Annotated in this window: 23 protein-coding genes; 12 read left to right on the forward strand and 11 right to left on the reverse strand. The window is 58.3% G+C overall.

Annotated features, from left to right (window positions below; genetic code table 11):
• Window positions 1–258: 258 nt before the first annotated feature.
• The 5 genes from AC13CN_RS08675 to AC13CN_RS08695 all read right to left on the reverse strand — a co-directional run bounded on the left by AC13CN_RS08675 (window position 259) and on the right by AC13CN_RS08695 (window position 7,760).
• Window positions 259–3,153, reverse strand: coding sequence for a valine--tRNA ligase (locus AC13CN_RS08675; protein WP_253556987.1), 2,895 nt, complete (start codon window positions 3,151–3,153; stop codon window positions 259–261).
• A 62-nt stretch (window positions 3,154–3,215) separates the two neighbouring features.
• Window positions 3,216–4,418, reverse strand: a complete 1,203-nt coding sequence (locus tag AC13CN_RS08680; protein ID WP_253556986.1) for an MFS transporter — start codon at window positions 4,416–4,418, stop codon at window positions 3,216–3,218.
• Window positions 4,419–4,449: 31 nt separating this feature from the next.
• Window positions 4,450–4,881: a DNA polymerase III subunit chi gene (locus AC13CN_RS08685; protein ID WP_172415879.1), complete on the reverse strand. Its 432-nt coding sequence runs from the start codon at window positions 4,879–4,881 to the stop codon at window positions 4,450–4,452.
• 82 nt (window positions 4,882–4,963) lie between these two features.
• A complete protein-coding gene (locus AC13CN_RS08690) occupies window positions 4,964–6,085 on the reverse strand; it encodes a branched-chain amino acid aminotransferase (RefSeq protein ID WP_172515376.1) in 1,122 nt (373 codons plus the stop codon).
• A 154-nt stretch (window positions 6,086–6,239) separates the two neighbouring features.
• Window positions 6,240–7,760, reverse strand: coding sequence for a leucyl aminopeptidase (locus tag AC13CN_RS08695; RefSeq protein WP_172515377.1), 1,521 nt, complete (start codon window positions 7,758–7,760; stop codon window positions 6,240–6,242).
• Between the two features lie 134 nt (window positions 7,761–7,894).
• Here AC13CN_RS08695 and lptF point away from each other — a divergent pair, with 134 nt between their 5' ends.
• The 5 genes from lptF (at window position 7,895) to bfr (ending at window position 11,602) form a co-directional block, all read left to right on the forward strand.
• Complete coding sequence (gene lptF, locus AC13CN_RS08700) at window positions 7,895–8,974, forward strand: LPS export ABC transporter permease LptF (RefSeq protein WP_172515378.1); 1,080 nt, start codon at window positions 7,895–7,897, stop codon at window positions 8,972–8,974.
• Window positions 8,974–10,044, forward strand: coding sequence for an LPS export ABC transporter permease LptG (gene lptG, locus AC13CN_RS08705; protein ID WP_301272725.1), 1,071 nt, complete (start codon window positions 8,974–8,976; stop codon window positions 10,042–10,044). Before lptF ends, lptG begins: the two co-directional genes overlap by 1 nt.
• A gap of 34 nt (window positions 10,045–10,078) precedes the next feature.
• Window positions 10,079–10,552: an RDD family protein gene (locus AC13CN_RS08710; protein ID WP_228168624.1), complete on the forward strand. Its 474-nt coding sequence runs from the start codon at window positions 10,079–10,081 to the stop codon at window positions 10,550–10,552.
• A gap of 157 nt (window positions 10,553–10,709) precedes the next feature.
• Window positions 10,710–10,916 (forward strand): bacterioferritin-associated ferredoxin, encoded by a 207-nt coding sequence (locus AC13CN_RS08715; protein WP_044630650.1) that lies wholly within the window; start codon window positions 10,710–10,712, stop codon window positions 10,914–10,916.
• Between the two features lie 200 nt (window positions 10,917–11,116).
• Window positions 11,117–11,602, forward strand: coding sequence for a bacterioferritin (gene bfr, locus AC13CN_RS08720; RefSeq protein ID WP_172515379.1), 486 nt, complete (start codon window positions 11,117–11,119; stop codon window positions 11,600–11,602).
• Between the two features lie 113 nt (window positions 11,603–11,715).
• On the opposite strand, the gene AC13CN_RS08725 is transcribed toward bfr, so the two are convergent.
• Window positions 11,716–13,185: a carbon starvation CstA family protein gene (locus AC13CN_RS08725; RefSeq protein ID WP_172515380.1), complete on the reverse strand. Its 1,470-nt coding sequence runs from the start codon at window positions 13,183–13,185 to the stop codon at window positions 11,716–11,718.
• Between the two features lie 200 nt (window positions 13,186–13,385).
• Entirely contained in the window at window positions 13,386–13,919 is a 534-nt protein-coding gene (gene sodC / locus AC13CN_RS08730) for a superoxide dismutase family protein (RefSeq protein WP_172515381.1), read from the reverse strand.
• 241 nt (window positions 13,920–14,160) lie between these two features.
• On the opposite strand from sodC, the gene AC13CN_RS08735 reads away from it, so the two are divergent.
• The 6 genes from AC13CN_RS08735 to AC13CN_RS08760 all read left to right on the forward strand — a co-directional run bounded on the left by AC13CN_RS08735 (window position 14,161) and on the right by AC13CN_RS08760 (window position 19,340).
• Complete coding sequence (locus AC13CN_RS08735; RefSeq protein ID WP_062359968.1) at window positions 14,161–14,934, forward strand: pseudouridine synthase; 774 nt, start codon at window positions 14,161–14,163, stop codon at window positions 14,932–14,934.
• Window positions 14,935–14,942: 8 nt separating this feature from the next.
• On the forward strand, window positions 14,943–15,776 hold the full coding sequence (gene tcdA / locus AC13CN_RS08740) for a tRNA cyclic N6-threonylcarbamoyladenosine(37) synthase TcdA (RefSeq protein WP_062373256.1): 834 nt from the start codon (window positions 14,943–14,945) through the stop codon (window positions 15,774–15,776).
• Between the two features lie 11 nt (window positions 15,777–15,787).
• On the forward strand, window positions 15,788–16,003 hold the full coding sequence (locus AC13CN_RS08745) for a DUF1653 domain-containing protein (protein WP_062373253.1): 216 nt from the start codon (window positions 15,788–15,790) through the stop codon (window positions 16,001–16,003).
• Window positions 16,004–16,170: 167 nt separating this feature from the next.
• The gene (locus AC13CN_RS08750; protein ID WP_062373251.1) at window positions 16,171–17,079 is read left to right on the forward strand and encodes an MBL fold metallo-hydrolase; all 909 of its coding nucleotides are present in this window, start codon (window positions 16,171–16,173) and stop codon (window positions 17,077–17,079) included.
• 29 nt (window positions 17,080–17,108) lie between these two features.
• Window positions 17,109–17,537, forward strand: a complete 429-nt coding sequence (locus tag AC13CN_RS08755; protein WP_062359959.1) for a protein tyrosine phosphatase family protein — start codon at window positions 17,109–17,111, stop codon at window positions 17,535–17,537.
• 69 nt (window positions 17,538–17,606) lie between these two features.
• Window positions 17,607–19,340 carry a SulP family inorganic anion transporter gene (locus AC13CN_RS08760; RefSeq protein WP_253556985.1) on the forward strand — a complete coding sequence of 578 codons (1,734 nt, stop codon included), beginning with the start codon at window positions 17,607–17,609 and terminating at the stop codon, window positions 19,338–19,340.
• A gap of 10 nt (window positions 19,341–19,350) precedes the next feature.
• On the opposite strand, the gene zigA is transcribed toward AC13CN_RS08760, so the two are convergent.
• The 4 genes from zigA to AC13CN_RS08780 form a co-directional block, all read right to left on the reverse strand.
• On the reverse strand, window positions 19,351–20,577 hold the full coding sequence (gene zigA, locus AC13CN_RS08765; RefSeq protein ID WP_253556984.1) for a zinc metallochaperone GTPase ZigA: 1,227 nt from the start codon (window positions 20,575–20,577) through the stop codon (window positions 19,351–19,353).
• Window positions 20,578–20,705: 128 nt separating this feature from the next.
• Window positions 20,706–20,981 carry a TIGR03643 family protein gene (locus AC13CN_RS08770; protein ID WP_044630516.1) on the reverse strand — a complete coding sequence of 92 codons (276 nt, stop codon included), beginning with the start codon at window positions 20,979–20,981 and terminating at the stop codon, window positions 20,706–20,708.
• Between the two features lie 132 nt (window positions 20,982–21,113).
• The gene (locus AC13CN_RS08775; RefSeq protein WP_054640790.1) at window positions 21,114–21,728 is read right to left on the reverse strand and encodes a class I SAM-dependent methyltransferase; all 615 of its coding nucleotides are present in this window, start codon (window positions 21,726–21,728) and stop codon (window positions 21,114–21,116) included.
• A gap of 360 nt (window positions 21,729–22,088) precedes the next feature.
• Complete coding sequence (locus AC13CN_RS08780; protein ID WP_062359952.1) at window positions 22,089–23,033, reverse strand: helix-turn-helix domain-containing protein; 945 nt, start codon at window positions 23,031–23,033, stop codon at window positions 22,089–22,091.
• Between the two features lie 212 nt (window positions 23,034–23,245).
• Between AC13CN_RS08780 and AC13CN_RS08785 the strand changes: the two genes are divergently transcribed.
• The gene (locus AC13CN_RS08785) at window positions 23,246–24,652 is read left to right on the forward strand and encodes an ethanolamine ammonia-lyase subunit EutB (RefSeq protein ID WP_253556983.1); all 1,407 of its coding nucleotides are present in this window, start codon (window positions 23,246–23,248) and stop codon (window positions 24,650–24,652) included.

The following is a 24,652-nucleotide window of genomic DNA, read 5'->3' on the forward strand; positions in this document are numbered from 1 at the left end:
CGCTGGTACACTGAATACCCCGGGCCCACCTGTGGAAAGCCAATTGATTCACGCCAGAATGCGATGGGCGATTTTAATGTGTGAAAGGCGGATTGAAGCGGGCAATGAAGCGCGCATCGATCCGCTTTTTCCATTCCCATACCCAGCGGCCTGAAAAACCGATGGGCGGTGCGAATCTCGTGGGCCGCCCGTATTCAGGGCGCTGACCAAAACGGCACCCCTGGGGGTGCCGTCGTGTCGTGCATCAGCGGTGCGGCGTTACATGGCCGCAATCTTGGCCTGCTGCTCTTCCAGCAGCTGCCGAGTGGCCTGGAATTCGGCGAGTTTTGCCCGCTCCTTTTCCACCACCGCCACGGGGGCCTTGGCAATGAAGCCCTCGTTGCCCAGCTTCTTCTCAATGCCACCGATAAGCTTATCCTGCTTCTCGATCTCTTTGGCGAGGCGGGCAAGCTCCGCGTCTTTATCGATCAGGTCTGCCATCGGTACCAACACTTCCATATCGCCGACCAGCTGCGTGGCTGAAAGCGGGGCGTCTTCTGGGTTGGCCAGCCACGTCACGCTTTCCAGTTTCGCTAGCTTGGCCAGGAAGCGGCGGTTCTGCTCCAGGCGTTCAGCGTCTTCGGGCTGGCCTTTGGTCAGCAGCACGTCCAGCGGCTTACCGGGGGCGATGTTCATCTCGGCGCGGATGTTGCGCACCGCGATGATCACGCCTTTCAGCCACTCGATGTCGCGGGTGGCCTGCTCGTCGATCTTGCTCTCGTCAGCTTCCGGCCACGCTTGATGCATGATGGAGGCATCGTCGCCCACATAGGTGCCCGCCAGAGGGGCGACCCGCTGCCAGATCTCTTCCGAGATGTAGGGCATCATCGGGTGGGCCAGGCGCAGAATGGTTTCGAGTACCCGCACCAGGGTGCGGCGCGTGCCGCGTTTGCGTTTCACTAGCGCTGCCGCTCCCGACGTCCTGTCTCCCGCGGCATTAGTACTTCCCTGTACGTCATCTTCCCACAGCACCGGCTTGGAAAGCTCCAGGTACCAGTCACAGTACTCGTTCCAAACGAACTCGTATAGCGCTTGGGAGGCGTGGTCGAAGCGGTACTCGTCCATCGCCTTGGTGACCTGCGCCTCGGTTTTCTGTAGCTGGGAGATAATCCAGCGATCGGCTAGCGACAGCTCAACGTCTTCGCCGCTGGTGCCGCAATCTTCGCCTTCGGCATTCATCAGCACATAGCGCGAGGCGTTCCAGAGCTTGTTACAGAAGTTGCGGTAGCCATCCAGGCGGTTCATATCGAACTTGATATCGCGCCCGGTGGTGGCCTGGGAAAGGAAGGTAAAGCGCAGTGCATCGGTGCCGTGGGCTTCGATACCGTCTTTGAACTCTTCTTTGGTCGCCTTGGCAATCGCCTTGGCTTTTTGAGGCTGCATCATGTTACCGGTGCGCTTTTCCAGCAGCGCGTCCAGGCTGATGCCGTCGATCAAGTCGATGGGGTCCAGCACGTTGCCCTTGGACTTGGACATCTTCTGGCCCTGGCCATCGCGCACCAGGCCATGGACGTAAACGGTCTTGAAGGGGACTTCACCGGTAAATTTCAGCGTCATCATGATCATCCGGGCGACCCAGAAGAAGATGATGTCAAAACCCGTCACCAGCACGCTGGAGGGGTGGAAGGTTTCCAACTCCGGCGTTTTCTCCGGCCAGCCGAGGGTGCCAAATGTCCACAGGCCCGAGCTGAACCAGGTGTCCAGTACGTCTTCGTCCTGGGTCAGGGCGACGTCAGCATCAAGACCATGCTTCTCGCGGGCTTCCTCTTCACTGCGAGCCACGTAAACATTGCCGTCGGCGTCGTACCAAGCCGGAATGCGGTGGCCCCACCACAGCTGGCGAGAAATACACCAGTCCTGCAGGTCGCGCATCCAGGCGAAGTACATGTTCTCGTAGTTTTTCGGCACGAACTGAATGTCGCCGTTCTCTACCGCCTCGATGGCGGGCTTGGCGAGGCTCTCCACGGCCACGAACCACTGATCAGTCAGCAGCGGCTCGATGACATCGCCGGAGCGGTCGCCGTAGGGCAGGGTGTTGTTGACGCTCTCTACCTGTACCAGCAGGCCGAGGGCCTCCATATCGGCGACGATCTGCTTGCGTGCTTCGAAACGATCCAAGCCCGCGTATTTGGCCGGCAGGGTGGCGTCTTCATCGGGCTGCGGCTGACCTTTCAGGTCAAAAATTTCCGCCTGCTCAAGAATCGTCGCATCTTTGGTGAAGACGTTGATCAGCAGATGGTTCTGGCGCTTGCCGACTTCGTAGTCGTTAAAGTCGTGGGCCGGGGTAATCTTCACGCAGCCGGAGCCTTTCTCCATATCGGCGTGCTCGTCCGCCACGATAGGAATACGGCGACCTACCAGCGGCAGTTCGATGAATTTGCCTACCAAGGAGGCGTAGCGCGGGTCTTCCGGATTAACCGCCACGCCGGTATCGCCTAGCAGGGTTTCCGGGCGGGTGGTGGCGACCACCACGTAATCGTTACCGTCGTCGGTTTTGACGCCGTCGGCCAGCGGGTAGCGGAAGTGCCAGAAGCTGCCCTGCTGCTCCTTGTTTTCCACTTCCAGGTCGGAAATGGCGGTGTGAAGGGTGGGGTCCCAGTTCACCAAGCGCTTGCCGCGGTAGATTAAGCCCTCTTCATGCAGGCGCACGAAGACTTCCTGAACCGCTTTATAGAAGCCGTCGTCCATGGTGAAGCGCTCGCGGCTCCAGTCGACGCTGGCGCCCATGCGGCGCAGCTGGCGGGTAATGTGGCCACCGGACTCTTCTTTCCACTCCCACACTTTATCGATGAACGCCTCGCGGCCGAGGTCGTGGCGGGTTTTGCCTTCTTCGGCGGCAATTTTACGCTCCACCAGCATCTGCGTGGCGATACCGGCGTGGTCGGTGCCTACCTGCCACAGGGTGTTGTTGCCCTGCATCCGCTTCCAGCGCGTCAGGGTGTCCATGATGGTGTCCTGGAACGCGTGGCCCATGTGCAGGCTGCCGGTCACGTTGGGCGGCGGAATCATGATCGAGAAGGGCTTGCCGCGGCCAGACGGGGCGAAGCGGTTATCGGCTTCCCAGCGTTCGTACCAGCGGGTTTCGATCTGTTCAGGTTGGTAGGTCTTTTCCATGGGGAGTCGGCTCACGGCTTGCAAAAAATGGGAGCAAGTATAGCGCGAACGCCCCGCGCTCGTCAGGGTTGTGTTGTGCGTAGGTGTGTCCGCAGATGCAATCCACGCATGGCTATCAGTCCAAGCACTGGCCCAGGCAGCAACCACCAAATCACCCAAGGCCCTTGGCTTGCCCATAGCGCCGTGCCCAGCGCGATGGAGGGAATCGTGAGGCCAAAGCCAATCGCATTCATCATGGCCAGCGCCGCGCCCAGCCGCTCGGGCGGCGCGCTGGCGGAGGCCAGGGCAGAGAATTGGGCCGAGTCGGCAATCACGCTCACGCCCCATAGGGCAAGCAGCGCCAGCAGCAGCCAGGGGGAGAGGCCGCCTAGCAGCGGGTAGATCAGGCACAGGGTGCCAGATACCGCCAGCGCGATAAACGCGACCCGCGCGCTACCGATACGTCGGCTCCACCAGCCTGCCCATACGCAGCCGGGAAGCCCCAAGGCGATGACCGCAAAGCTTAGCCACGGTTGCAGGCCCGGGGCCGCGCCTAAGCGTTCCAGCTCTCTGGCGACCAAAAAAGGCACCAGCGCCCAGAGGGCGTAAAGCTCCCAGCAGTGGCCGAAGTAACCCAGCGCGGCGGCGCGGAAGTTTTTCTCTTTAAACGCGGCAAGCCCCGCCCAGGGGCGCCCGCCGTTGGCCTTAGCAGGCAGGTGTGGCCCCACGCCTAGCTTGAAAATCATCAGCGCTGCCAGAAGAGCAAGGGCAGAGGCCAACAGCAGCGGCCACTGCCAAGGTAGTTGCAGGGTAAGCCCGCGCAGCAGGTGCGGCGAAGCAATGCCAAGGGTGAGCATGCCGACTAACCAGCCCAGGGCCGAGCCTGCATGAGTGGGTGTCCAGCTCACCACCAGCTTCATGCCCAGCGGGTAAATGCCCGCCAGACAAAGTCCGACTAAAAAGCGTGCCACTGCCGCCAGCGTGACGCTTTCTGCCACGCCAATAAAGGCCGCATTAATCAGCGCGCCGAGTACAGCGGACATCGCAAACAGGTGGCTGGCACGCACGCGGTCGGCCAAGCCAGTGGTCGCAATCAGCAGGGTGCCGGTAATAAACCCCGCCTGCACGGCGATGGTAAGCAGCCCCAGGTCGCTTTCACTTAGCCCCACGGCTTCTTGTAGTGCCAAGCCAACGCCATTAACGCTAAACCAGAGTGACGTGCCAAACAGTTGGGCGATAACGATGACCGCCAGCGGTGTGCGGGCTAACAGGGCATGAGAAAGCATGGGGTGTCTCATCCATTGAGTGGTTGTTTTACTACCCTAATTTATGCGGCACGACCTCATGCCCAAGCGCCTTGTAGCGCTGCCAGCAGGCGCGTTTAGCGACCAGCACATGTTGGTGTTGGTTGATGATCTCGGCAATTCGGGCGAAGTGCTCAATACCATCGGGAATATCGGGGTGTAGGTTCAGCAGCGCCGTCTCTTCAGTGGGCACCGGTAGCTGCTGCCAGCCTAGTGTGATGGGCACACTGTCGGCTAGCTCGCTATCTTCCAGTGCATGGGGCAGGTAAGCATCATCGCGGAACTGCCACAGCGCTTCGTCGGCCTGTTCGGCCAGCACTTTGTCTTCGCAGTGCAGGTGCAGTCGATACCCTTTGCGGTGGATCGTTTCGGCGAGCTTGCAGGCGAACTGTAAACGCGCTTCAAGGGTGGTATCGGGCAGAATATAAAAATCGATGCGTGCCATCGGTGGCTCCAGCGGGGTCAACGCGCTTGGCAGCCTGGCCGCCACGGTGAGTGGCGGCCAGGTGTTGAGTAACGCTAGAGGGTTATACCAAGCGGGTCAGCCAGCCGTATTTATCGTCGCTGCGGCCATACTGAAGGTCGAGCAGTGTCTTGCGAATGCGCTTAGCCACTTCGTTATTGCCATCGCCCTGCAGGCGAATACGCTCGTTTTCCGTGACTAGTTCGCCAACCGGGGTAATCACGGCGGCCGTACCGCAGGCGAACACCTCGGTAATCTCGCCGGAGGCGGCCCCTTCGCGCCACTCGTCGATGCTGATTGCGCGCTCTTCGGGGGTGAGGCCCGCGTCTTTGGCCAGGGTGAGGACAGAGTTGCGGGTCACGCCTTCCAAGATGGTGTCGGTCAGGCGCGGTGTGACGATGCGGCCATCTTTGTAAACGAAGAACAGGTTCATGCCACCCAGCTCTTCGATCCACTTGTTTTCAGCAGCGTCCAGGAAGGCGACCTGGCTGCAACCGTTGGCAGCGGCTTCTTTTTGGGCGGCCAGCGAGGCGGCGTAGTTGCCACCGCACTTGGCAAAACCGGTGCCGCCAGGGGCCGCGCGCTTGTAGTGTGAGGAGAGCCAGATAGAGACCGGCTCGATACCGCCTTTGAAGTAGGCTGCCGCCGGGGATGCAATCACGTAGTAGTCGACTTCGTGAGCCGGGCGCACGCCAAGGAAGGCTTCTGAGGCGATCATAAACGGGCGAAGGTAGAGGCTGCACTCGTCGGCTTCACTAGCCGGGGTGGGTACCCAGGCGTGGTCTTGGGCCAGCAGCGCTTTCAGCGAGCCGATGAAGTCTTCATCGGAAAGCTCGGGCAGCGCTAGGCGGCGGGCGCTACGGCGGAAACGCTCGGCGTTTTTCTCTGGGCGGAAGGTCCAGATAGAGCCATCGGCATGGCGGTACGCCTTGATGCCCTCGAAAATTTCCTGGCCGTAGTGCAGCACGGAAGCGGCGGGGTCCAGGGTGAGCGGGCCGTAGGGGCGTACTTGGTGGCCGTGCCAGTCGGCATCGACGGTCCAGCGCACGTGGGCCATGTGGTCGGTGAAGTATTTACCAAATCCTGGGTTTTGCAGGATGTTGTCACGAATGTCATCGGCCGCCGGCTGGTTGGACGGCAAAATTTCAAAACGCGATTCAAGTTGAGCATCTGAAGCTGTGGGCACGGCGTGTTCTCTCCGCTAGAGCCAAGCCCCGAAGGGCATCTATTAAGCGTATCGTTTGAATAGCATGTGCCTGCTTGGCAGCGGCACACGCTCATACTTTCAGGTTTAACGGTTGCGTTAACGAAAGGCAACCATTGTTGGCCTGTTTGTGTGGTTAGGCGTCGCCATTTTCGACTTGAGCGTCGGCTTCACGGTCGAGCAGGTATTGGGTCAGTAGACCCACCGGGCGGCCGGTGGCGCCTTTTTGTTTGCCCGAATGCCAAGCGGTGCCGGCAATATCCAGGTGCGCCCAGGGGAAGTGGTCGGCAAAGCGTGATAGGAAGCAGGCGGCGGTAATCGTACCCGCCGGGCGACCGCCAATGTTGGCTAAGTCGGCGAAGTTGGAGTCCAGCTGCTCCTGATACTCATCCCATAGCGGCAGGTGCCACGCGCGGTCCCAGGCGGTTTCACCAGCATCCAGCAGATCAAGCGCTAGGTCATCGTCGTTGGAGAGCAGGCCGGTGGCGTGGTGGCCAAGGGCAATAATGGCCGCGCCTGTCAACGTGGCGATATCGACCACGCTGGCCGGGGTAAAGCGCTCGGCATAGGTGAGCGCATCGCACAGCACCAAACGGCCTTCGGCATCGGTGTTGAGGACTTCAACCGTCAGGCCTTTGAGCGTTTTGATAATGTCGCCCGGCTTGGTGGCGGCGCCATCAGGCATGTTCTCGGCAGCGGCAACGATAAACACGGCGTTGAGCTTGGGTTTGATCGCCAGCACGGCTTTTACGGTGCCAAAGACGCTGGCCGCGCCGCCCATATCAAACTTCATTTCATCCATGCCTTCGCCGGGCTTCAGTGAAATACCGCCGGTATCGAAGGTGATGCCTTTACCTACCAGTACATGGGGCGCTTCCTCTGGGTTTTCTGCACCCTGATACTTCATCACGATGAGCCGTGTTGGCTCGACGCTGCCACGGCCTACTGACAGCAGTGAATAAGCGCCCAGGGCCTCTAGCGCCGCTTCGTCTAGAATCTCAACGTCGAGCGCGCCTTGAGAATCGCGACCTAATGCTTCTGCCTGCTCGGCTAAGTAGCGCGGCGTGCACACATTGCCCGGTAGGTTGCCGAGCGTGCGGGTGAAATTAATGCCCTGGCCAATGGCGGTGCCTAAAGCAGCCCCCTGCTTGGCGAGGGGGGCGTCGCTGGCATCGCTAACGATCAGGGTGAGCTTGGCCAAGCTGGGCGCTTTGGCAGGCGATGACTTAAATTGATCAAAGCGGTAAATCGCGCGTTCGGCGGCTTCCAGCGTTTTACGTGCTTTCCAGACGGCGTCGCGGCCTTCAAGCGGCACATCGGTAAAGGTGGCGTTGGCTTCATCGATAGGCAGTTTGGTGAGCGCAACCATGGCTGCGTCCAGCGCTTTAATAAAGGCCGCTTCCTGACATTTGGCGCGTTCGCCCAAGCCTACCAATAGGATGCGATCAGCCCCTAGGCCCGGTGCGAAAGGCACCAATTGCGTGTTGCCCAGCGCGGCATCGAAGTCGCCGCGCTCCAGCAGTTGGCCGATTAACCGCTCGCTGGCGTCGTCTAATTTGGCGACAGAGGGCAGTAAGTCGCTACCTTTATAGACAGGGAGAACGAGGCAAGCCGTTTCGGCTTTGGCTGGGTTCGTGGTCTGAACGGAAAATTCCATGACGTCTCCAACAAGACAAGCAACGAGTGATTCGGGATAATGCCCCGTTATTTAGTGTTTGCTACCAGTTTGATTAGTGTACCCAAGCCATGGGCGCATTGCATGGCAACCTGCACCACTAGTCGGAGAGTGCATTGATTTTATTTCGGTACTTAACTCGCGAAGTGTTACTGACGATGTCCGCCGTGGCGGGCATTTTGCTGCTTGTGATCATGGGCAGCCGTTTTATCCGCTACTTTTCAGATGCCGCCGAGGGCGATTTTCCCGTCACGATTCTAGGCAGCCTGATGGTTTTTCATTTGCCTGGGTTTATGGAGCTGATCCTGCCGCTGTCGTTTTTTTTAGGCATTTTGTTGGCCTATGGGCAGCTTTATATGAACAGCGAAATCACCGTCATGGTGGCCTGCGGTATGAGCCCCACTCGGCTTTTACGGGTAACCCTGCTGCCCGCAACAGTGGTCGCGGTATTGGTAGGGCTGTGTAGCCTGTGGCTAACCCCTGCCGGGGCGTTGCAAACTGAGGCCACATTAGAAGAGCAGCGCAGCCGTTTAGATGTCTCAGTGCTGGCGCCAGGGCGTTTCCAAGATTTTGGCGGCGGGCGCACAGCCTATATCACTGACTTCAATAGCGACGGCACGGAAATGCAGGAAGTGCTGGTGCACGAGCAGCCCATGGCGGGGGCAGAAAAAACGCATAGTTACATCACGCGCGCGGGGTCGGGCTATCAGGAAACGAACGTCGATACCGGCAGCCGTTTTCTCATTTTGGAAGACGGCGAGCGCTACGGCGTAACGCCCGGACGCCAGGATGCCGAGCGTTTGACCTTCGAGCGCTATACGCTGCGGCTGGGGCTAAGCCGTGACCGGCAAGAGTTAAACTCGCTTGAGTATGCGACCACCACTGAGCTGTGGAACGACCCAGACCCACGAGCGCAGGCGCAGTTTCAGTGGCGGGCAGGCTTGCCGGTAATGGTATTTATTTTGGCGCTATTGGCCCAGCCGCTCTCTCGGGTGAATCCGCGTCAAGGGCGCTTTGGCAAGCTACTTCCTGCGGTATTTCTTTACGTCGCCTATTTAAGCCTGTTGCTGGCAGCGGTGGATGCTATTGGCGGCGGCTCTCTAGCGGTTGCCGTGGGTGTGTGGCCCGTGCATGGCCTGTTCTTAGGGCTTGGATTGCTGCTGCTGTGGCACTCGCAACGTAAAGGAATGCGCTAATGCTGATCGCTATGGATCAAATGGATCGCTATATCGCCCGCAACGTGCTGGCAGCCATTGTGGTGGTGCAGTTTGTACTGCTGGGGTTGGATATCACCATTGCCTACATTGGTGATTTAGGCGACACCCAAGGCGATTATAGCGCGTTAGACGTGCTGCTCTATTTGGGGATGCGGCTGCCCTGGCGCTTTTATCAATACGCCCCAGTGGCGGTGCTGATTGGGGCACTCATTGGCCTGGGCAGTATGGCTTCCAGCAATGAGCTAACGGTGATGCGTGCTGCCGGGCGTTCGCTGGCGCGGATTGTGTGGGGCGTGATGAAGCCCGTGCTGCTGGTTGTTGTGGTCGTGCTGCTGGTGGCAGAGTTCGTCAGCCCACGAACCGAGCAGTACGCCGAAGCCTGGCGCTTAGAGCAGCGCCAAGGCGAGGGAGCCATGCTCACCACCCGCAGCGGCTGGCAGTTCGAAGGCGACAGCGTTTACCGCTTTGGGGCCATTCGGGCGGATAACGTGGTATTGGATTTAACCCGCTACCGCTTCGACGAGCGCCGTCTCATCGAAGCGACCCATGCCAATCGTGCCTACTGGGAGGAGGGGGCATGGCTGTTGGAAGGCGTGACCACGACACGCATTTTCGATGACCGCACCGAATCGGACTACCAGCCAGCCGCCGCCTGGGAAACGGCGCTCACGCCCACTCAGTTGGAGCGGCTACTGCGCGATATCGAAAGCCAGGCACCCAGCGAGCTATGGGCCTACGCCAATTTCCTCCAAAGCCAGAACCTTCAGGCAGACCAGCCGCTGCTCTATTTCTGGCAAAAGGTATTGATGCCGCTCACCATGGGGTCGCTCGTGCTGATTGCCGCCTCGTTCGTGTTTGGGCCACTGCGCTCGGTGGCAGCGGGTACGCGGGTTTTTTATGGCGTAGTGACCGGTCTGGTGTTCAAGTACGTGCAGGATTTGCTCGCCCCGGCGTCGACCATCTTTGGCTTTTCCCCTGTCTGGGCGGTGCTGGTGCCGACTCTTGCCTGTGCCGCGGTGGGGATCTATTTCTTGCGCCGAAATGGCTAAAGGCCGCGCAGACGCACATCAGGAGAATAGAGCAGTGACGACGCGACGTTTTACCCAGTTGGATGACGTTTGGCCCGCCGGCATAGGTCGCCGATTGGGCGCCATGCTGTACGACGGTTTTTTGGTGATGGCCATCTGGATCGCTGTCACCGTGGCTCACTTGGCCTTTTTCCGCTTCGTGCTGGGCCAAACGGCAGAAGAGATCGGTACCACGGCCTTCGATATCTGGAGCCTGCGGCTCATGCTGCTGTTTTTCGTGACGCTGTTCTTCGTCTACTCCTGGCGCCGGGGAGGGATGACGCTCGGCATGCAAGCCTGGCGGCTGCGCGTACAAACCCTGGATGGTCACGCGATTACCTTAAAGCAGAGCCTGATTCGCTGCGCGACGGCCTGGCTGTCCTTGGCGGCCTTCGGTATCGGCTATTGGTGGGTGCTGTTCGATGGGCAGCGTAGAAGCTGGCCAGACATCGCCTCCAAGACCGAAACCGTGGTGCTCCCGAAAAAATAATTTTCAGCAGCTGGAGAGAAAATATTTGTTCAGCCAGTAGGTTAGCGAAAACTTTAGTTGCCTTAAGGCGAATCGATACTAAAGAACAACGTTTTCTACTTGAAAAGATGTATGCGAATCATTTACATTCACCTCATGATTTTTATGAGGTGTTGCCATGTACGTATGTGTGTGCAAGGGAGTAACCGACCACCAGATTCGCCAACAGGTTAGCGACGGAGCGCGCAGCTGGCGAGAAGTACGCGAAGCCACTGGCTGCGGCACTCAGTGCGGCAAGTGCGCTTGCTTTGCCAAGTCGCTCACCCGTGAGGCCGTTCAAGCTGCTCGCTTAGAGTCTGATATGAGTCTTGCTTACGCCGTATGACGCGAATCACTCTTGTTAGGCTTATCGTTAGCAAATAATTGATTTATTTGAAATTTTTTCTTTCCTGTCTATGCTCCCAACATCGTTGGGAGTAAGCCTTTTAATGGCCTATACTCCTTAGTTAATGTAATGGTACCTTTGAAAAACAGTACGCTTCAGTACTGTCCGATAAGACTTGTACGCTAAAAAAAGGTGATGGCATGAAAGGTGATCCGAAGGTTATTCAGCATCTCAATATCGCACTGGGCAACGAGCTAGTCGCTATCAACCAGTACTTCCTGCATGCCAAGATGTACAAAGACTGGGGCCTGAAAGTACTGGCTAAGTGGGAGTACGATGAGTCCATTGAAGAGATGCGGCACGCCGATAAGCTGATCGAGCGCATCCTGTTCTTGGAAGGTATTCCTAACCTTCAGGATCTCGGCAAGCTGCATATCGGTGAAAACGTCAAAGAGATGCTCGAGTGTGATTTGAAGATCGAGCATGACGGCCGCAACGACTACATCGAAGCCATTACCTACTGCGAAAGCGTGAAAGATTACGTGACGCGCGATCTGCTGCGTGACCTGCTGGCCGATGAAGAGGGTCATATCGACCACATCGAAACGCAGCTAAAACTGATCGAGCAAGTGGGTATCCAGAACTATCTGCAAAAACATATGGCACTGGCCACTGACGAAGAATAAGACTTCGTCCGCTTGGCAGTAGGCGATTAAGCGCCGAGCGCTAGCTAATACAAAACGGGCAGCCCCTTGGGGCTGCCCGTTTTGCATTTCAATGCAAAGTGTTGACCTGATATTTACCGACTGCTAGTGGCCAGCGTAGCGTCTTGATCCAGCGCACCTGGCACCGGCTCATCCACGCTAAAGGTGGCGCGGCTCAGGCGGCGTACGCGCTTCATAAACAGCGCAATGCAGACCAGCGTGCCAAGTGCCGCCACGATATAGCTGGTTTGCAGCGGCAGGTTAAAGCCAATCGGCGCATAGGCGAGGTAGGTGAAGGTCGCCATGGTCATAAATACCGCCGGAATCGAAGTGATCAGGTAAGGCTTACGCGATAGCACCAGATACATCGTGCCGGTCCAGAGCGCAATCACGGCGGTGGTTTGGTTGGCCCAGGAGAAGTAGCGCCACAGCAGCGTGAAGTCCATATGGGTGAGCGCGTAAGACGCCACAAACAGCGGCAGCGCAATCAGGATGCGCTTAACGATAGGCTTCTGCTCTACTTTCAAATAGTCGGCAATAATCATCCGAGCGCTGCGGAAGGCGGTATCGCCGGAGGTGATCGGCAGCACAATGACACCCAGCACGGCCAGGGTGCCACCAACGGCGCCCAGCATGGTGGTAGAGACTTCGCCCACAACAGCGGCAGGGCCGCCTGCTGCCAATACATCGGAAAGCGACTGTTCACCTTGGAACAGGCTCATGGCTGCCGCTGCCCAAATCATGGCAATCACGCCTTCGGCGATCATCATGCCGTAGAAGATTTTGCGGCCACTGGTTTCGTTTTCAGTAGTGCGCGAAATGATTGGCGTCTGTGTGGCGTGGAAGCCGGAAAGCGCACCGCAGGAGATGGTCAGGAACAGCAGCGGGAAGATCGGTGCATTATCCGGGTGCATGTTCTGGAAAGAGAGCTCCGGGATAGGCGCGCCGGTTACCACCAAACCAATGCCGATGCCAGCGGCGCTAAACAGCAACAGCGCGCCGAAGTAGGGATAAATACGCCCAATCACTTTATCAATCGGCAGCAGCGTGGCAATCAGGTAGTAGGCAAAAATCGCCAGGATGATAAGCGTCAGCGACAGCGATGTCATGTTAGCGAGCAGGGCCGCCGGAGAGGTCACGAACACGGTGCCGACCAATAGCAGCAGTAAAATCGCAAAGCCATTCACCACGTGCTTCATCGTTTTGCCCAGGAATTTGCCCGCCAACTGGGGCAGGTGAGCGCCGTGGTTACGGATGGAGATCATGCCAGTTAGGTAGTCGTGAACCGCGCCTGCAAAAATACAGCCAATCACGATCCACACAAACGCCACCGGACCATAGAGAGCACCCAGGATAGGGCCGAAAATCGGGCCTACACCGGCAATGTTAAGCAACTGGATAAGCGAGTTGCGCGTGGTATTCATCGGTACATAGTCGATATCGTCGCGCATACTGAACGCCGGTGTTTGACGCTTACGGTCAGCGACAAACACGCGCTCGACAAACTTGCCGTAGGTAAAGTAACCCACGACTAATAACACTATCGAGAGAATGAACGTGATCATGTAAAGCACTCAACTGGTCAGGGAGGGTGTCAAGCGGACAGCCATGCAGCAAGCCGCGCTTATTTAGCCTGGGTGAATGTACAGAGACGTACCGGTTAGTGCTTTACGACTTTAGTGGTCTGCGACTTTAGTGGCTGATTAACAAAGAAAAACGGGCAACCGTTTGGCTGCCCGAAGTGAAAATGCCATCAAATTGAGGGTTAAGAGGAGACAACGCCGCAAGCCATGCGGGCGCCGCCGCCGCCCAGGTGGGGTTCATCAGCGTAGGTGTCTCCACCAGCATGAATCATCAGGCTGCGGCCCGGCATGTCTTCCATGCTAAGGCGCGGAGCCAGTACCGGCAGATTGGCTTCGCCATCGCCATTGACGGTGAGTACAGGTAGGTCGCCCAAGTGGCCGTCACCGTAGGGGCCTTGGTGGGCGCCCGCCTCTTCTGGGTCGTAGTGGCCGCCAGCTGACAGCGCGGCAGTCATTTCGCCGCTGTCGTTTTCGGCGGGTTCGCAGCTGCTATTTTGGTGGACATGAAAGCCGTAAACCCCCGGCTCTAAACCGGTGAGCGAAGGGGTGAGCAGCACGCCATGCTCGGTATGCTCAACGGCCACTGTGCCGATAGATTCCTCCACACCGTCGGCGCTGACCTTATGTATTTCAACATTAAGCGGTTCATTGGCCTGTACCGTGGTGGCCAGCAGCACACCCGCCGCGATACCGGTAAGGGGTAGTGAATAGCGCATAATAATTGCTCCTTTCCTTTTCCGTGGAAGCCCTCACAAAGGGCACTCTTTAACAGTAGTTGGCCTACCGCTACTCTGCCAATGGCGACGAAATCTCCGCCTAGCGTGCTGGCAACGGATGACATGAGCGCGCCAAGCCGCGACAATAGCTTGGCTATTCCGCACCTCTATTTTATGCGCCTGTGTACGCCCCTGTTTCTGTTTCATGTCCAAATGCTCTGCCTATGTATCAAGGAGTTCCATGCAGCCACTTAACATCCTTTATCAGGATGAGCATCTTGTAGCGGTGCATAAGCCGTCAGGCCTGTTAGTGCACCGCTCAGCGCTGGCGCGTGGGGAAACCGAGTTCCTGCTTCAGCGCCTGCGCGACCAGCTCGGCAAGCGGGTCTACCCGGTGCACCGGCTGGACCGGCCTACCTCCGGCGTGATGGTGTTTGGGCTCTCCTCCGAGGCCGCCGCCCTGCTGAGCGAAGGGTTTAGCGAACGCCAGGTAGAGAAGCGCTACCTCGCGGTAGTGCGCGGCAAAGCACCAGAGCAGGAGCGGTTGGATTACCCGTTACGGGAGGAGGACGGCACGCGCCCCAAGGCGGAGATGCCTGCCATGCCCGCGATGACCGATATTCGCCGCTTGGATAGCGTCGAGCTACCCGTGCAGGTAGACCGCTACCCGGTGGCGCGCTACTCGCTGGTGGAAGCGCGGCCGCTGACCGGTCGACGGCACCAAATACGCCGCCACTTATCCCGCCGTGGCTACCCGATCATTGGCGACGCCAAGCACGGCAAAAGTGTCCACAACCGCTTTTTTGCCGAGCAGCTGGCCGCACCACGGCTACTCTTGGCCGCGACCTATTTAGCGTTTGATCACCCGCTGCTGGATAAACGCATTCAGCTTAGCTGCGCCGTGGGTGAGACGATGAAAAATCTGTTCGAGCAGTTTGGCTGGCAGGGGCATTTACCGCTAGATAGCGTGCGAACGCCGCCCATTGCCACGCCTTCTGCCCTGCAAGCACTGTGAGCCTGCCCATGTCATTGAATGAATCCACGACTTCCTCTAGCGATTATGACTTCCGCTTTGGCGGTATTCGGCGCCTTTACGGCCAGCGTGCGGCGCAGGCATTTCGCCGTGCCCATGTGGTGGTGGTCGGGGTTGGCGGCGTGGGTAGCTGGGCGGTCGAGGCGCTCGCCCGCTCGGGCATCGGCAAACTCACGCTGATCGATCTGGACGACGTGTGCGTCTCCAACGTCAACCGCCAACTCCACGCGCTGGATGGCACGATTGGTCAGCCCAAAGTAGACGTGCTGGCCGAGCGCTGCCGCCTGATTGCCCCAGAGATCGAGATCATCGCGGATACCGCTTTCGTCACGCCCACCAACCTAGCCGAGCGCATTCCTGAGGATGCCGACCATGTGGTGGATGCCATTGATAGCGTCATCGCCAAAGCGGCGCTAATCGCCTGGTGCAAGCGACGCAAAATCCCGATTACCGTCACCGGCGCAGCGGGCGGACAAACCGACCCCACGCGCATTCAAGTGGCGGACTTGACCCGCACCGAGCACGACCCGCTGCTCTCCAAAGTGCGCTCAAGATTGCGCCGGGATTACGGCTTCTCCCGCAACCCTAAACGGCGTTTCTCGGTGGAGTGTGTCTACTCCGACGAGCAGTTGATCTACCCCAGTGCCGACGGCGAAGTGTGCCTGCAAAAGCCCGGCAGCAACGAGGCTACACGGCTGGACTGCGCTTCAGGCTTTGGCGCCGCGACGTTTCTCACCGGCACCTTTGGCTTCGTGGCCGCCTCCAAAGTGCTGGAGCGCCTCGCCAAAAAAGCGAATCAGCCCGCCGCCGCACAAGCCATCTAAGAGGAAAACGAATGACTCCCGTTCCCGGTATTTACCGCCACTACAAAGGCAGCCTGTACGAAGTGATGGGCACCGCCCAGCACAGCGAAAGCGAAGAGCCGCTGGTGGTCTACCGCGCGCTCTACGGCGACTACGGCCTCTGGGTGCGCCCGCTAGCGATGTTCACGGAGAGCGTGACGAAAGAGGGGATCACCCAGCCGCGCTTTGCGTTGGAGAAGGCGTTTTAGCCCGTATCGATTGCGCCACTAGTACTCTTATGGATTGCCGCCCCCTGTTGTCAGGGAGGCGGCATTTTTGTGGTGGTGATTGCTTATATTTCATAATCAGCTATCTTTATAACAATAATTGGCGCGTAGGCGTCAAGCATACATACTCACGTATCTAGGAGATAAGCATGAAGACCTTTGCCCTATCTCAAAGCACCGGTGCGGGGTCACCCGACGTAGCGGGCTTTTTTGATCCGCGCACCTTTAGCGTTCAGTACATCGTCAGCGACCCCGCTACCAAACAGTGCGCGATTATTGACCCGGTGCTGGATTTCGACGAGAAATCCGGCGCAACGGCCACCTTTTGCGCTGACGCGCTGTTGAAATATATCGAGGAAGAGGGACTGACAGTGGCGTGGATTCTGGATACGCACCCCCACGCGGACCACTTTTCAGCAGCCCAGTACCTAAAAGAGAAAACTGGCGCACCGACGGCGATTGGCCAGTACGTCACGCAAGTGCAGGCCCTGTGGAAGGAGATTTATCACTGGCCAGAGATGCCCACCGATGGCCGCCAGTGGGACACGCTGTTTGTGGAGGGCGATACGTTTGCCATTGGAGAACTCAGCGCCCGCGTGCTGCACTCGCCTGGCCATACGCTGGCCTCCATCACCTACGTCATCGGTGATGCCGCCTTTGTGCATGACACCCTTTTCCAGCCTGATTTTGGGACGGCGCGCGCCGATTTTCCCGGTGGGGATGCCAAGTCCCTATGGAACTCCATCCAGCAGATTCTCGCACTACCGGGCAATACGCGGCTGTTCACCGGCCACGACTATATGCCCGATGGCCGTGAGCCAAAGTGGCAGAGCAGCGTCGATGAGCAGCGAGCCAACAACCCGCACTTGGTTGGCAAAAGCGAGGAGGCGTACATCGCCCTGCGCCACCAGCGGGATGGCGAGCTGCCCATGCCCAAGCTGATTTTGCACGCGCTGCAGGTGAATACTCGCGGCGGCCGTTTGCCGGAACCAGAAGCCAACGGCAAGCGCTATCTAAAAATCCCCCTGGATGCCCTGGAAGGTGCGGCCTGGGATTGATGTTATCCAAACCAATAGGAGGTGTGGTCATGCAAACGAAGCCATTGGAGCCAGGCGTTGAGATCACCTCAGCGCTGGCGGTGGATGAGTTGGAAGAGGTAAAAGCCCGTGGTTTTCACGCGGTGGTGTGTAACCGCATCGAGGGTGAGAGCGAGGACTTTCCCGACGAGGCGCGCTACCGCGAAAAGGCCGAGCAGCTTGGGCTTGCCTGGGTGCATATCGCCGTGAAGCCAGGCGAGTACAGCGAAGCTGACATTCGCGCCTTTGCTGAAGCGCTCCAGCAGTTGCCGCGCCCGCTATTGGCATTTTGCCGCTCAGGTAAGCGGGCCACGCACCTGTGGGCCTACGCCAAGCGTCAGCACGAGCAGTGCGATTTGGCGGAGCTGTTTGCGGCGGCCCATGCGGCAGGGGTTGACTTGGAAGATCAGCGCCATGGCCTTGAACGAAGCGCCCAATAAAAAGCGAAGACGCGTGAAACCCTAGTACGAAGGCCCCGTATCAGCAGATACCTATTATGAGACTGCATCATGATCATTGAGCGCTGGGTGCCGCTAATCGGCTGGCTGCGAACGTATCATCGGGGCTTGCTCACGCGGGATGTACTTGCCGCGGTGATCGTCACGCTGATGCTGGTGCCGCAAGCGCTGGCCTACGCCATGCTGGCAGGGTTGCCGCCGGAAATGGGGCTCTATGCCAGCATGCTGCCGCTGGTGCTGTACGCCGTCTTTGGCACCAGCGCGAGTTTGGCAGTAGGGCCGGTGGCGGTGGCAGCACTCATGACGGCCTCAGCGCTGAGCAGTTTTGCCGCGCCGGGCAGCCCGGAGTATATCGGTGCGGCGCTGGTGCTGGCCGCGCTCTCTGGGCTGATTCTTATCGCCATGGGCGTGCTTCGGCTGGGCTTTTTAGTCAACTTTCTCAGCCATCCGGTGATCTCCGGGTTTGTGACCGCCTCGGGGATTTTGATCGCGATCAGCCAGTTGAAGCACATTTTTGGGGTCGAAGCATCCGGCCATAACGTGGTGGAACTGCTGAGAGCGCTATTGGATCAGTGGCAGCAGGTGAATGTCATCACGCTGCTGATTGGCCTTGGCGTTTGGGCGTATCTATGGGTGTGTCGCAAGCGCCTGAATGGTTGGCTGACCAAGCTGGGAATGCCTGCCAGTTGGGCAGGGTTAATGGTCAAAGCCGCGCCTATTTCGGCCGTGGTAGTGACCACGCTGTTGGCCTGGGGCTTCCAACTAGAGCAGCGCGGGGTCGATTTGGTGGGCTTTGTGCCTAGTGGCCTGCCTGCCATTACGCTGCCGAGTCTGGATCAATCGCTGTGGCTCGGCCTGCTTCCAGCGGCGCTGCTTATCAGCTTGGTAGGGTTTGTAGAGTCGGTGTCCGTGGCGCAGACCCTGGCCGCCAAGCGTCGTCAGCGTATCGACCCCAACCAAGAGCTGATTGCGCTCGGCATGGCGAATCTTGGCGCTGGCATTAGCGGCGGCTCGCCGGTGTCGGGCGGTTTTTCGCGCTCGGTGGTCAATTTTGAAGCCGGGGCAGCAACGCCGCTGGCGGGGGCGTTTACCGCGCTTGGGATTGTGTTGGCCACGCTGCTACTCACCGACTTACTGGCCTTTTTACCCACCGCCACGCTGGCCGCCACGATTATCGTGGCAGTGGGGACGTTGATTGATTTGCCTGCGGTAAAGCGAACCTGGCAATACTCCAGCAGCGATGGGGTGGCGATGGTCGTTACTTTGCTGCTGACCCTTCTGCACAGCGTGGAAGTGGGCATTATCAGCGGGGTGGTGCTCTCGCTGGGGCTACACCTTTACCGCACCAGCCAGCCCCATAGTGCGGTGGTAGGGCGGGTGCCGGGCACCGAGCATTTCCGTAACGTGAAGCGCCATCAGGTAGAAACCGACGAGCATGTCGCCATGCTGCGCATTGATGAAAGCCTCTATTTTGCCAACGCCCGCTATCTTGAAGATACCGTCATGGCGCTGGCCGCCCGCTCGCCGTCGATCAAGCACATTGTCCTCACCTGTCAGGCAGTGAATGTCATCGATGCTTCGGCCCTGGAGAGCCTGGAGGCGATCAACGGTCGGCTGAAAGACGCCGGTGCCATGCTCCACTTGGCCGAGGTGAAAGGGCCGGTGATGGATCGCCTAACGCACACGGCGTTCTACCACGAGCTCACCGGCCAAGTGTTCTTTACCACCTATGACGCTTGGCAAGCGTTGGCGCATCCGGCCAGTGCTGGGGTGGTGTCGGTGTGACGTGGTTTTGTCACTCCCAGGCTGGGAATGGATCGGGCAGTTGCTGCCATACCTTCATACCTTCCAAAAGCTTCGTCTCGCTGAGCAGGCAGCTGTCCAGTGCTTCACGCATTCTGGCCTCATCTAGGTTTTGGCCGATAAATACCAGCTCCTGGCGCATATCGCCAAACGGCTCCTGCCACTTCTCCATAATGAATTGGCGATACTCTGGGTCCTCTGGCCAGTCGGTTTCTGGAATGGCTTTCCAAAACACGCCTGCCGGGCCGTGATGGGCAATGCCACCTGCCTGGCTCCACTGGCCCGCATAGCGAGGGCGGGTGGCCAGCCAGAAGAAACCTTTGGAGCGCAGCAGGCCTTTGCCAAACCATTCGGCGTTTAGCAGGTCGTGAAACTTTTGAGGGTGAAAAGGGCGGCGAGCGTGGTAGGCGAAGCTGCCAATACCGTACTCTTCGGTTTCGGGGATGTGTTCGCCACGTAGCTCTTTCAGCCAGCCGGGCGCTTGCTGCGCGTGTTCAAAGTTGAACTTGCCTGTATTTAGCACTTTTTCTAGCGGCACGCCACCTTGGGTGATGGGCACGATGTCTGCGTCGGGATTGAGCGAGCGTAGAATCGCTTTCAAAGCGTCCAGCTCTTTCTCAGTGATCAGGTCGGTCTTGCTAATCAGTAGGACATTGCAAAACTCAATTTGGTCGACCAACAGGTCTGCGACGTTACGTTCGTCCTCTTCGCCCAGGCTCTCTCCGACCTCTTCAAGGCTTTGCGCTTGCTGGTATTGGGCGAGGAAGTTAGCCCCGTCCACCACCGTCACGAGGGTGTCTAGCCGGGCAACGTGGGAAAGGCTTTGACCACTCTCATCTTCAAAGGTGAAGGTTTCGGCGACAGGCAGCGGTTCAGAAATACCGGTCGACTCGATCACCAGGTAATCAAACTTACCTTCACGGGCCAGTTGGCTGACCTCGACCAACAGATCTTCACGCAGGGTGCAGCAGATGCAGCCATTGCTCATTTCGACCAAGCGCTCGTCTGCGCGGTTGAGCGCAACATTACTGTCGAGTGTTGACTCGCCTGGGCCGCCGCGTACCAGGGCACCATCGATATTGACGTCGCTCATGTCATTGACGATCACCGCCACCCGGAGGCCTTCACGGTTCGCCAGGATATGGTTGAGCACGGTGGTTTTGCCGGCACCTAAAAAGCCGGAAAGCACGGTCACGGGTAAGGGAGAAAGCAACGACATTGCCAAGACCTTTCATAGTATATGTTATGTGATAATATAACATTATTGGGGCGCTGAAAATGGTCTTCGCCTCTCTGTTCCTTCCTAGTGAGTAAGATAAGAGAGAGTGGGACAATAAGACAGTGGCGTTAACGTTTGTACTGGGTAGGGCAGTAGCCTCTCATCACATCGGGCGAGCGAAGCGACTGATGTTTGGTAGTGCGGCCCGTGACCCGCTTGCGCCATAGGCGGAATGAGCCTGGGGTCATCTGGTAGCGCATGACCTCGATCACATCGGGTTCCCCTAAACCAAATAGCCGTTCGATCGCTTCAAAAGGCGTGCGATCTTCCCAGGCCATTTCGATGACGCGAGACTGTTCGTCCTCTGGCAGGCGACGAAAGCGCTTTACGGCGGCTTTGGGCATGGCGCGTCCTCATCATTGACGTTTTCGAATAGAGAGCAGGCAAACCCCAGTGCCCCACGGGTTGTGCAACGTAAGCTATACACATTAATTTTATTGCATAGGTTTTTGCAAGCGATGAGCAATAAAACAGCGCTATTTGACGGCGAGCAGGGCACGAAACAGACCGTTCATGAGTACCGGCTCGTCTCGCTGAATACGAAAGCCAGCATGTTGGATCATGGGGCTGGCTTGACGCGTGATATCGGTCGCAATGATCGAAGTGAATACGTTCAACGTGCGGCGCCCCCACCCGGCAGGTTGGGTGTCGGGTTGGAATTTATCCATGACGCACAGTTGTCCGCCGGGTTTCAGTACGCGATAGGCCTCTGCCAAACCCTGCTCAGGGCGAGGCATGACCGCCAAAATCAGGTGCATGATGACGACATCGAAGTGTTCATCAGGATAGACGAGTTGGGTGGCGTCCATGACATGACAAGCCACATCACGCTGATAGTGCTCGGCCCTGGCGCTGGCGCGCCGGACCATCGCAGGGGTGAGATCGGTCAGGTGTATTTCTAACTCGTGGGGCAAAAAGGGGAGGTCCAGCCCCGTCCCTGCTCCCACCAAGAGAACGCGCATACCGGGTTCCCAGTCCACTTGGCTGAGCGCGACACGTCTTGGTCTGCGCAACGCGGGCGCTACGAGCGCATCGTAGAGAGGCGCGTAGGCGCTGTAGCGAAGACGATTCCAGGAAGTCGTGTTCAGCATAGGGCCTCGCAAGGTGGGAGTGAGCTGGGCGCCAGGACGGCGTCGAGTGTTGGGGCTGCCATGCTGAATGCAGCGCTCACTACCTATAGCACGAACCGTAGAGAAGCACCAAAGGTGCTGGCAACCCCGCCAGTCGCGTTGGGGGGAGCGGATACGTTAGGCAGTGATAGCTCAAAAGAGTCGGGATAGTCGTGTTGGTTACTCTTCGGTGGAGGAATCTTGTCGAAAACGCGTGGCCAAGCTTTCTATGAGTTCTAGCATCAAACGGGCTTATGGGGCTGCTGTCTCAGCAGCCCTTTTTTAAGAAGGTAAACAGTGTCGTCAATGCATCCATTCTCATATATAAGATAAACGGCGATGCTAGGCTGGCCCCTGTAGTGTTTGCGAAGGGCACTCACCAAACTGCTGCTTATAGTCGTGGGTGAATTGCCCTAAGTGCCAAAATCCCCAATACGTCGCAATCTCGGTCACTGTTTGTGGCGGTTCAGCTGCGCGCAGGGCGCGCCGCACTCGGTTAAGGCGCGTCAGCCTCAAAAACTGCAATGGGCTAATGCCTAAAATCGTCGTAAAGCTATATTGCAGCGTGCGTCGGCTCACATGGGTCAGTTCACACAGCGCGTTCATGGTGATGGGGGTGTCTACATGCGCGTCGACGTACTGCTTGACTCGGTCGACCACGGCTTTGCGATGCGCGTAGCTGGGAGGCAGCTCGCCACAGGGCTGTTGGGCATCTAATAGCTCCAGCAGGCCGGTTAAAAGAATATCCTGATGTAGCTTTTCAGCAATGGCTCCCTGCTGTTGGCCTAACAGCCGCTCCAAAAGAAACAGTAGGGCGCGCAGCGTGGCAGGGTTCACATGCCGGCGGGGCGCGGTCATCCACTGCTCATCCAGCGTGATGCCCTGGCGTTCGGCAGCGGCATGTAGTGCTGGCAGACGTATCACCAGCCCGTAAATATCGAAGGCTTCCGGGGTCACCAATTCAAAATCGCGCCCGCCGGGGCGGCACATCACTTGCTGCGCGTCGAGTGGCTGCCCATTGATACGCGAGCCCGCTGGTCGGGTTGGAATGCCCAGCCATAAGGAGTCCTCCCACACCCGGCAATCCTGACGCAGCGCTTGGCCGGTGTGCTCTTTGAACACCTGGATGGCAGGCAACGCAATTTCATCCAGCCGCCCATAAAACCGCCCAGGCGTGAGCTGATCATACTGCTGCTGCCAGCGGGTGAGGTTTTGCGCATGCTCATCGGCATCAAACGCTTCTTGAATGCACTTTTTTGGTGCGCTTTGGGTAGGCGTCAAGGTCATTACCAGCTCCTGACAGCGTGAATCAACCGCGTCCACGCCTTGTTGTCGTTATTAACCAGCTGTTTCTTATTGGTTTTTATAGCCTTGGTGTGTTTTGCCAAAACTCGATACTCCCCGTTAAGTGATAGCGCTATTGTGAGAACAAGCAAGTTTTGTTCCTCAGCGCGCATACCGCGCCTTGAGTATCGAACAGGTAAGAGAAGGGAAGGCCCATGGCGCAGACCTATCACACCACGGTGGGGAGCCGCCGCTATCGCTTTAGCGGGCTCGCCGAACTGATGGCCAAAGCCACGCCGCCGCGCTCGGGCGACCGCCTTGCCGGGGTGATGGCAGAATCGGCAGAAGAGCGGGTCGTCGCCCAAATGGTGCTGGCGGAGCTGCCGCTTACCACCTTTTTGAACGAGGCGCTGATCCCCTACGAGCAGGACGAAATCACCCGTCTGATTATCGACGACCACGATGCAGAGGCGTTTGCGCCGCTGAAGCACCTGACCGTAGGCGATTTTCGCAACTGGCTGCTTTCGGACCACGCCACCAGAGAAGCGCTGGCCGCTGCCCGGCCCGGCATTACGCCGGAAATGGCCGCGGCGGTGAGTAAGCTGATGCGCAACCAGGACCTCATGCTGGTGGCGAAGAAATGCCACGTGACCACGGCATTTCGCAACACCATTGGGCTGCCGGGACGGCTTTCGACCCGCTTACAGCCCAATCACCCCACCGATGACGTCACCGGCATCGCAGCGAGTATTCTCGATGGTCTGCTGTATGGCAGCGGCGATGCGGTGATTGGTATCAACCCGGCTACCGATAACGTCGCCCAGAGCATCAAGCTGATGCGGCTGATGGACGACGTGATCCAGAAATACGAGATCCCTACGCAATCCTGCGTACTGACTCACGTGACCAATACGCTAGAAGCCATTGAACAGGGCGCATCGGTGGATCTGGTGTTTCAGTCCATTGGCGGCACCGAAGCCACCAACCGCAGCTTTGGGTTCGATTTGAGCACCCTGGCGGAAGCCGAAGCCGCTGCACAAACGTTGAACCGAGGCACTGTGGGTCGCAACGTGATGTATTTTGAAACCGGCCAAGGCAGCTCGCTCTCCGCCGACGCCCACCACGGGCTGGATCAGCAAACCTGCGAAGCCCGGGCCTACGCCGTGGCACGTAAGTTCAATCCGCTGCTGGTCAACACGGTGGTCGGGTTTATCGGTCCCGAGTACCTCTACGACGGTAAAGAGATCACCCGCGCCGGCCTTGAGGATCACTTCTGCGGCAAGCTCTTAGGTGTGCCGATGGGGTGCGACGTGTGCTACACCAACCACGCCAACGCCGATCAAAACGATATGGACAACCTGCTGACGCTGTTGGGTGTGGCGGGCTGCAACTTCGTGATGGGCATCCCCGGCTCTGACGACATCATGCTCAACTATCAAACCACGTCGTTTCACGATGCGCTCTATGCCCGTCGGGTGCTGGGGCTAAAAGCCGCGCCGGAATTTGAGCAGTGGCTGGCCAAGATGCAGATCTTCCAAGATGTGAGTACCCACCGTCTTAACGACCAGCTGCCCGCCGCCTTCACCAACAGCCTGCGCCACTTGCCGAAGGGGAGCGACTAA

It is taken from the genome of Vreelandella sp. L-25 (assembly GCF_056857535.1).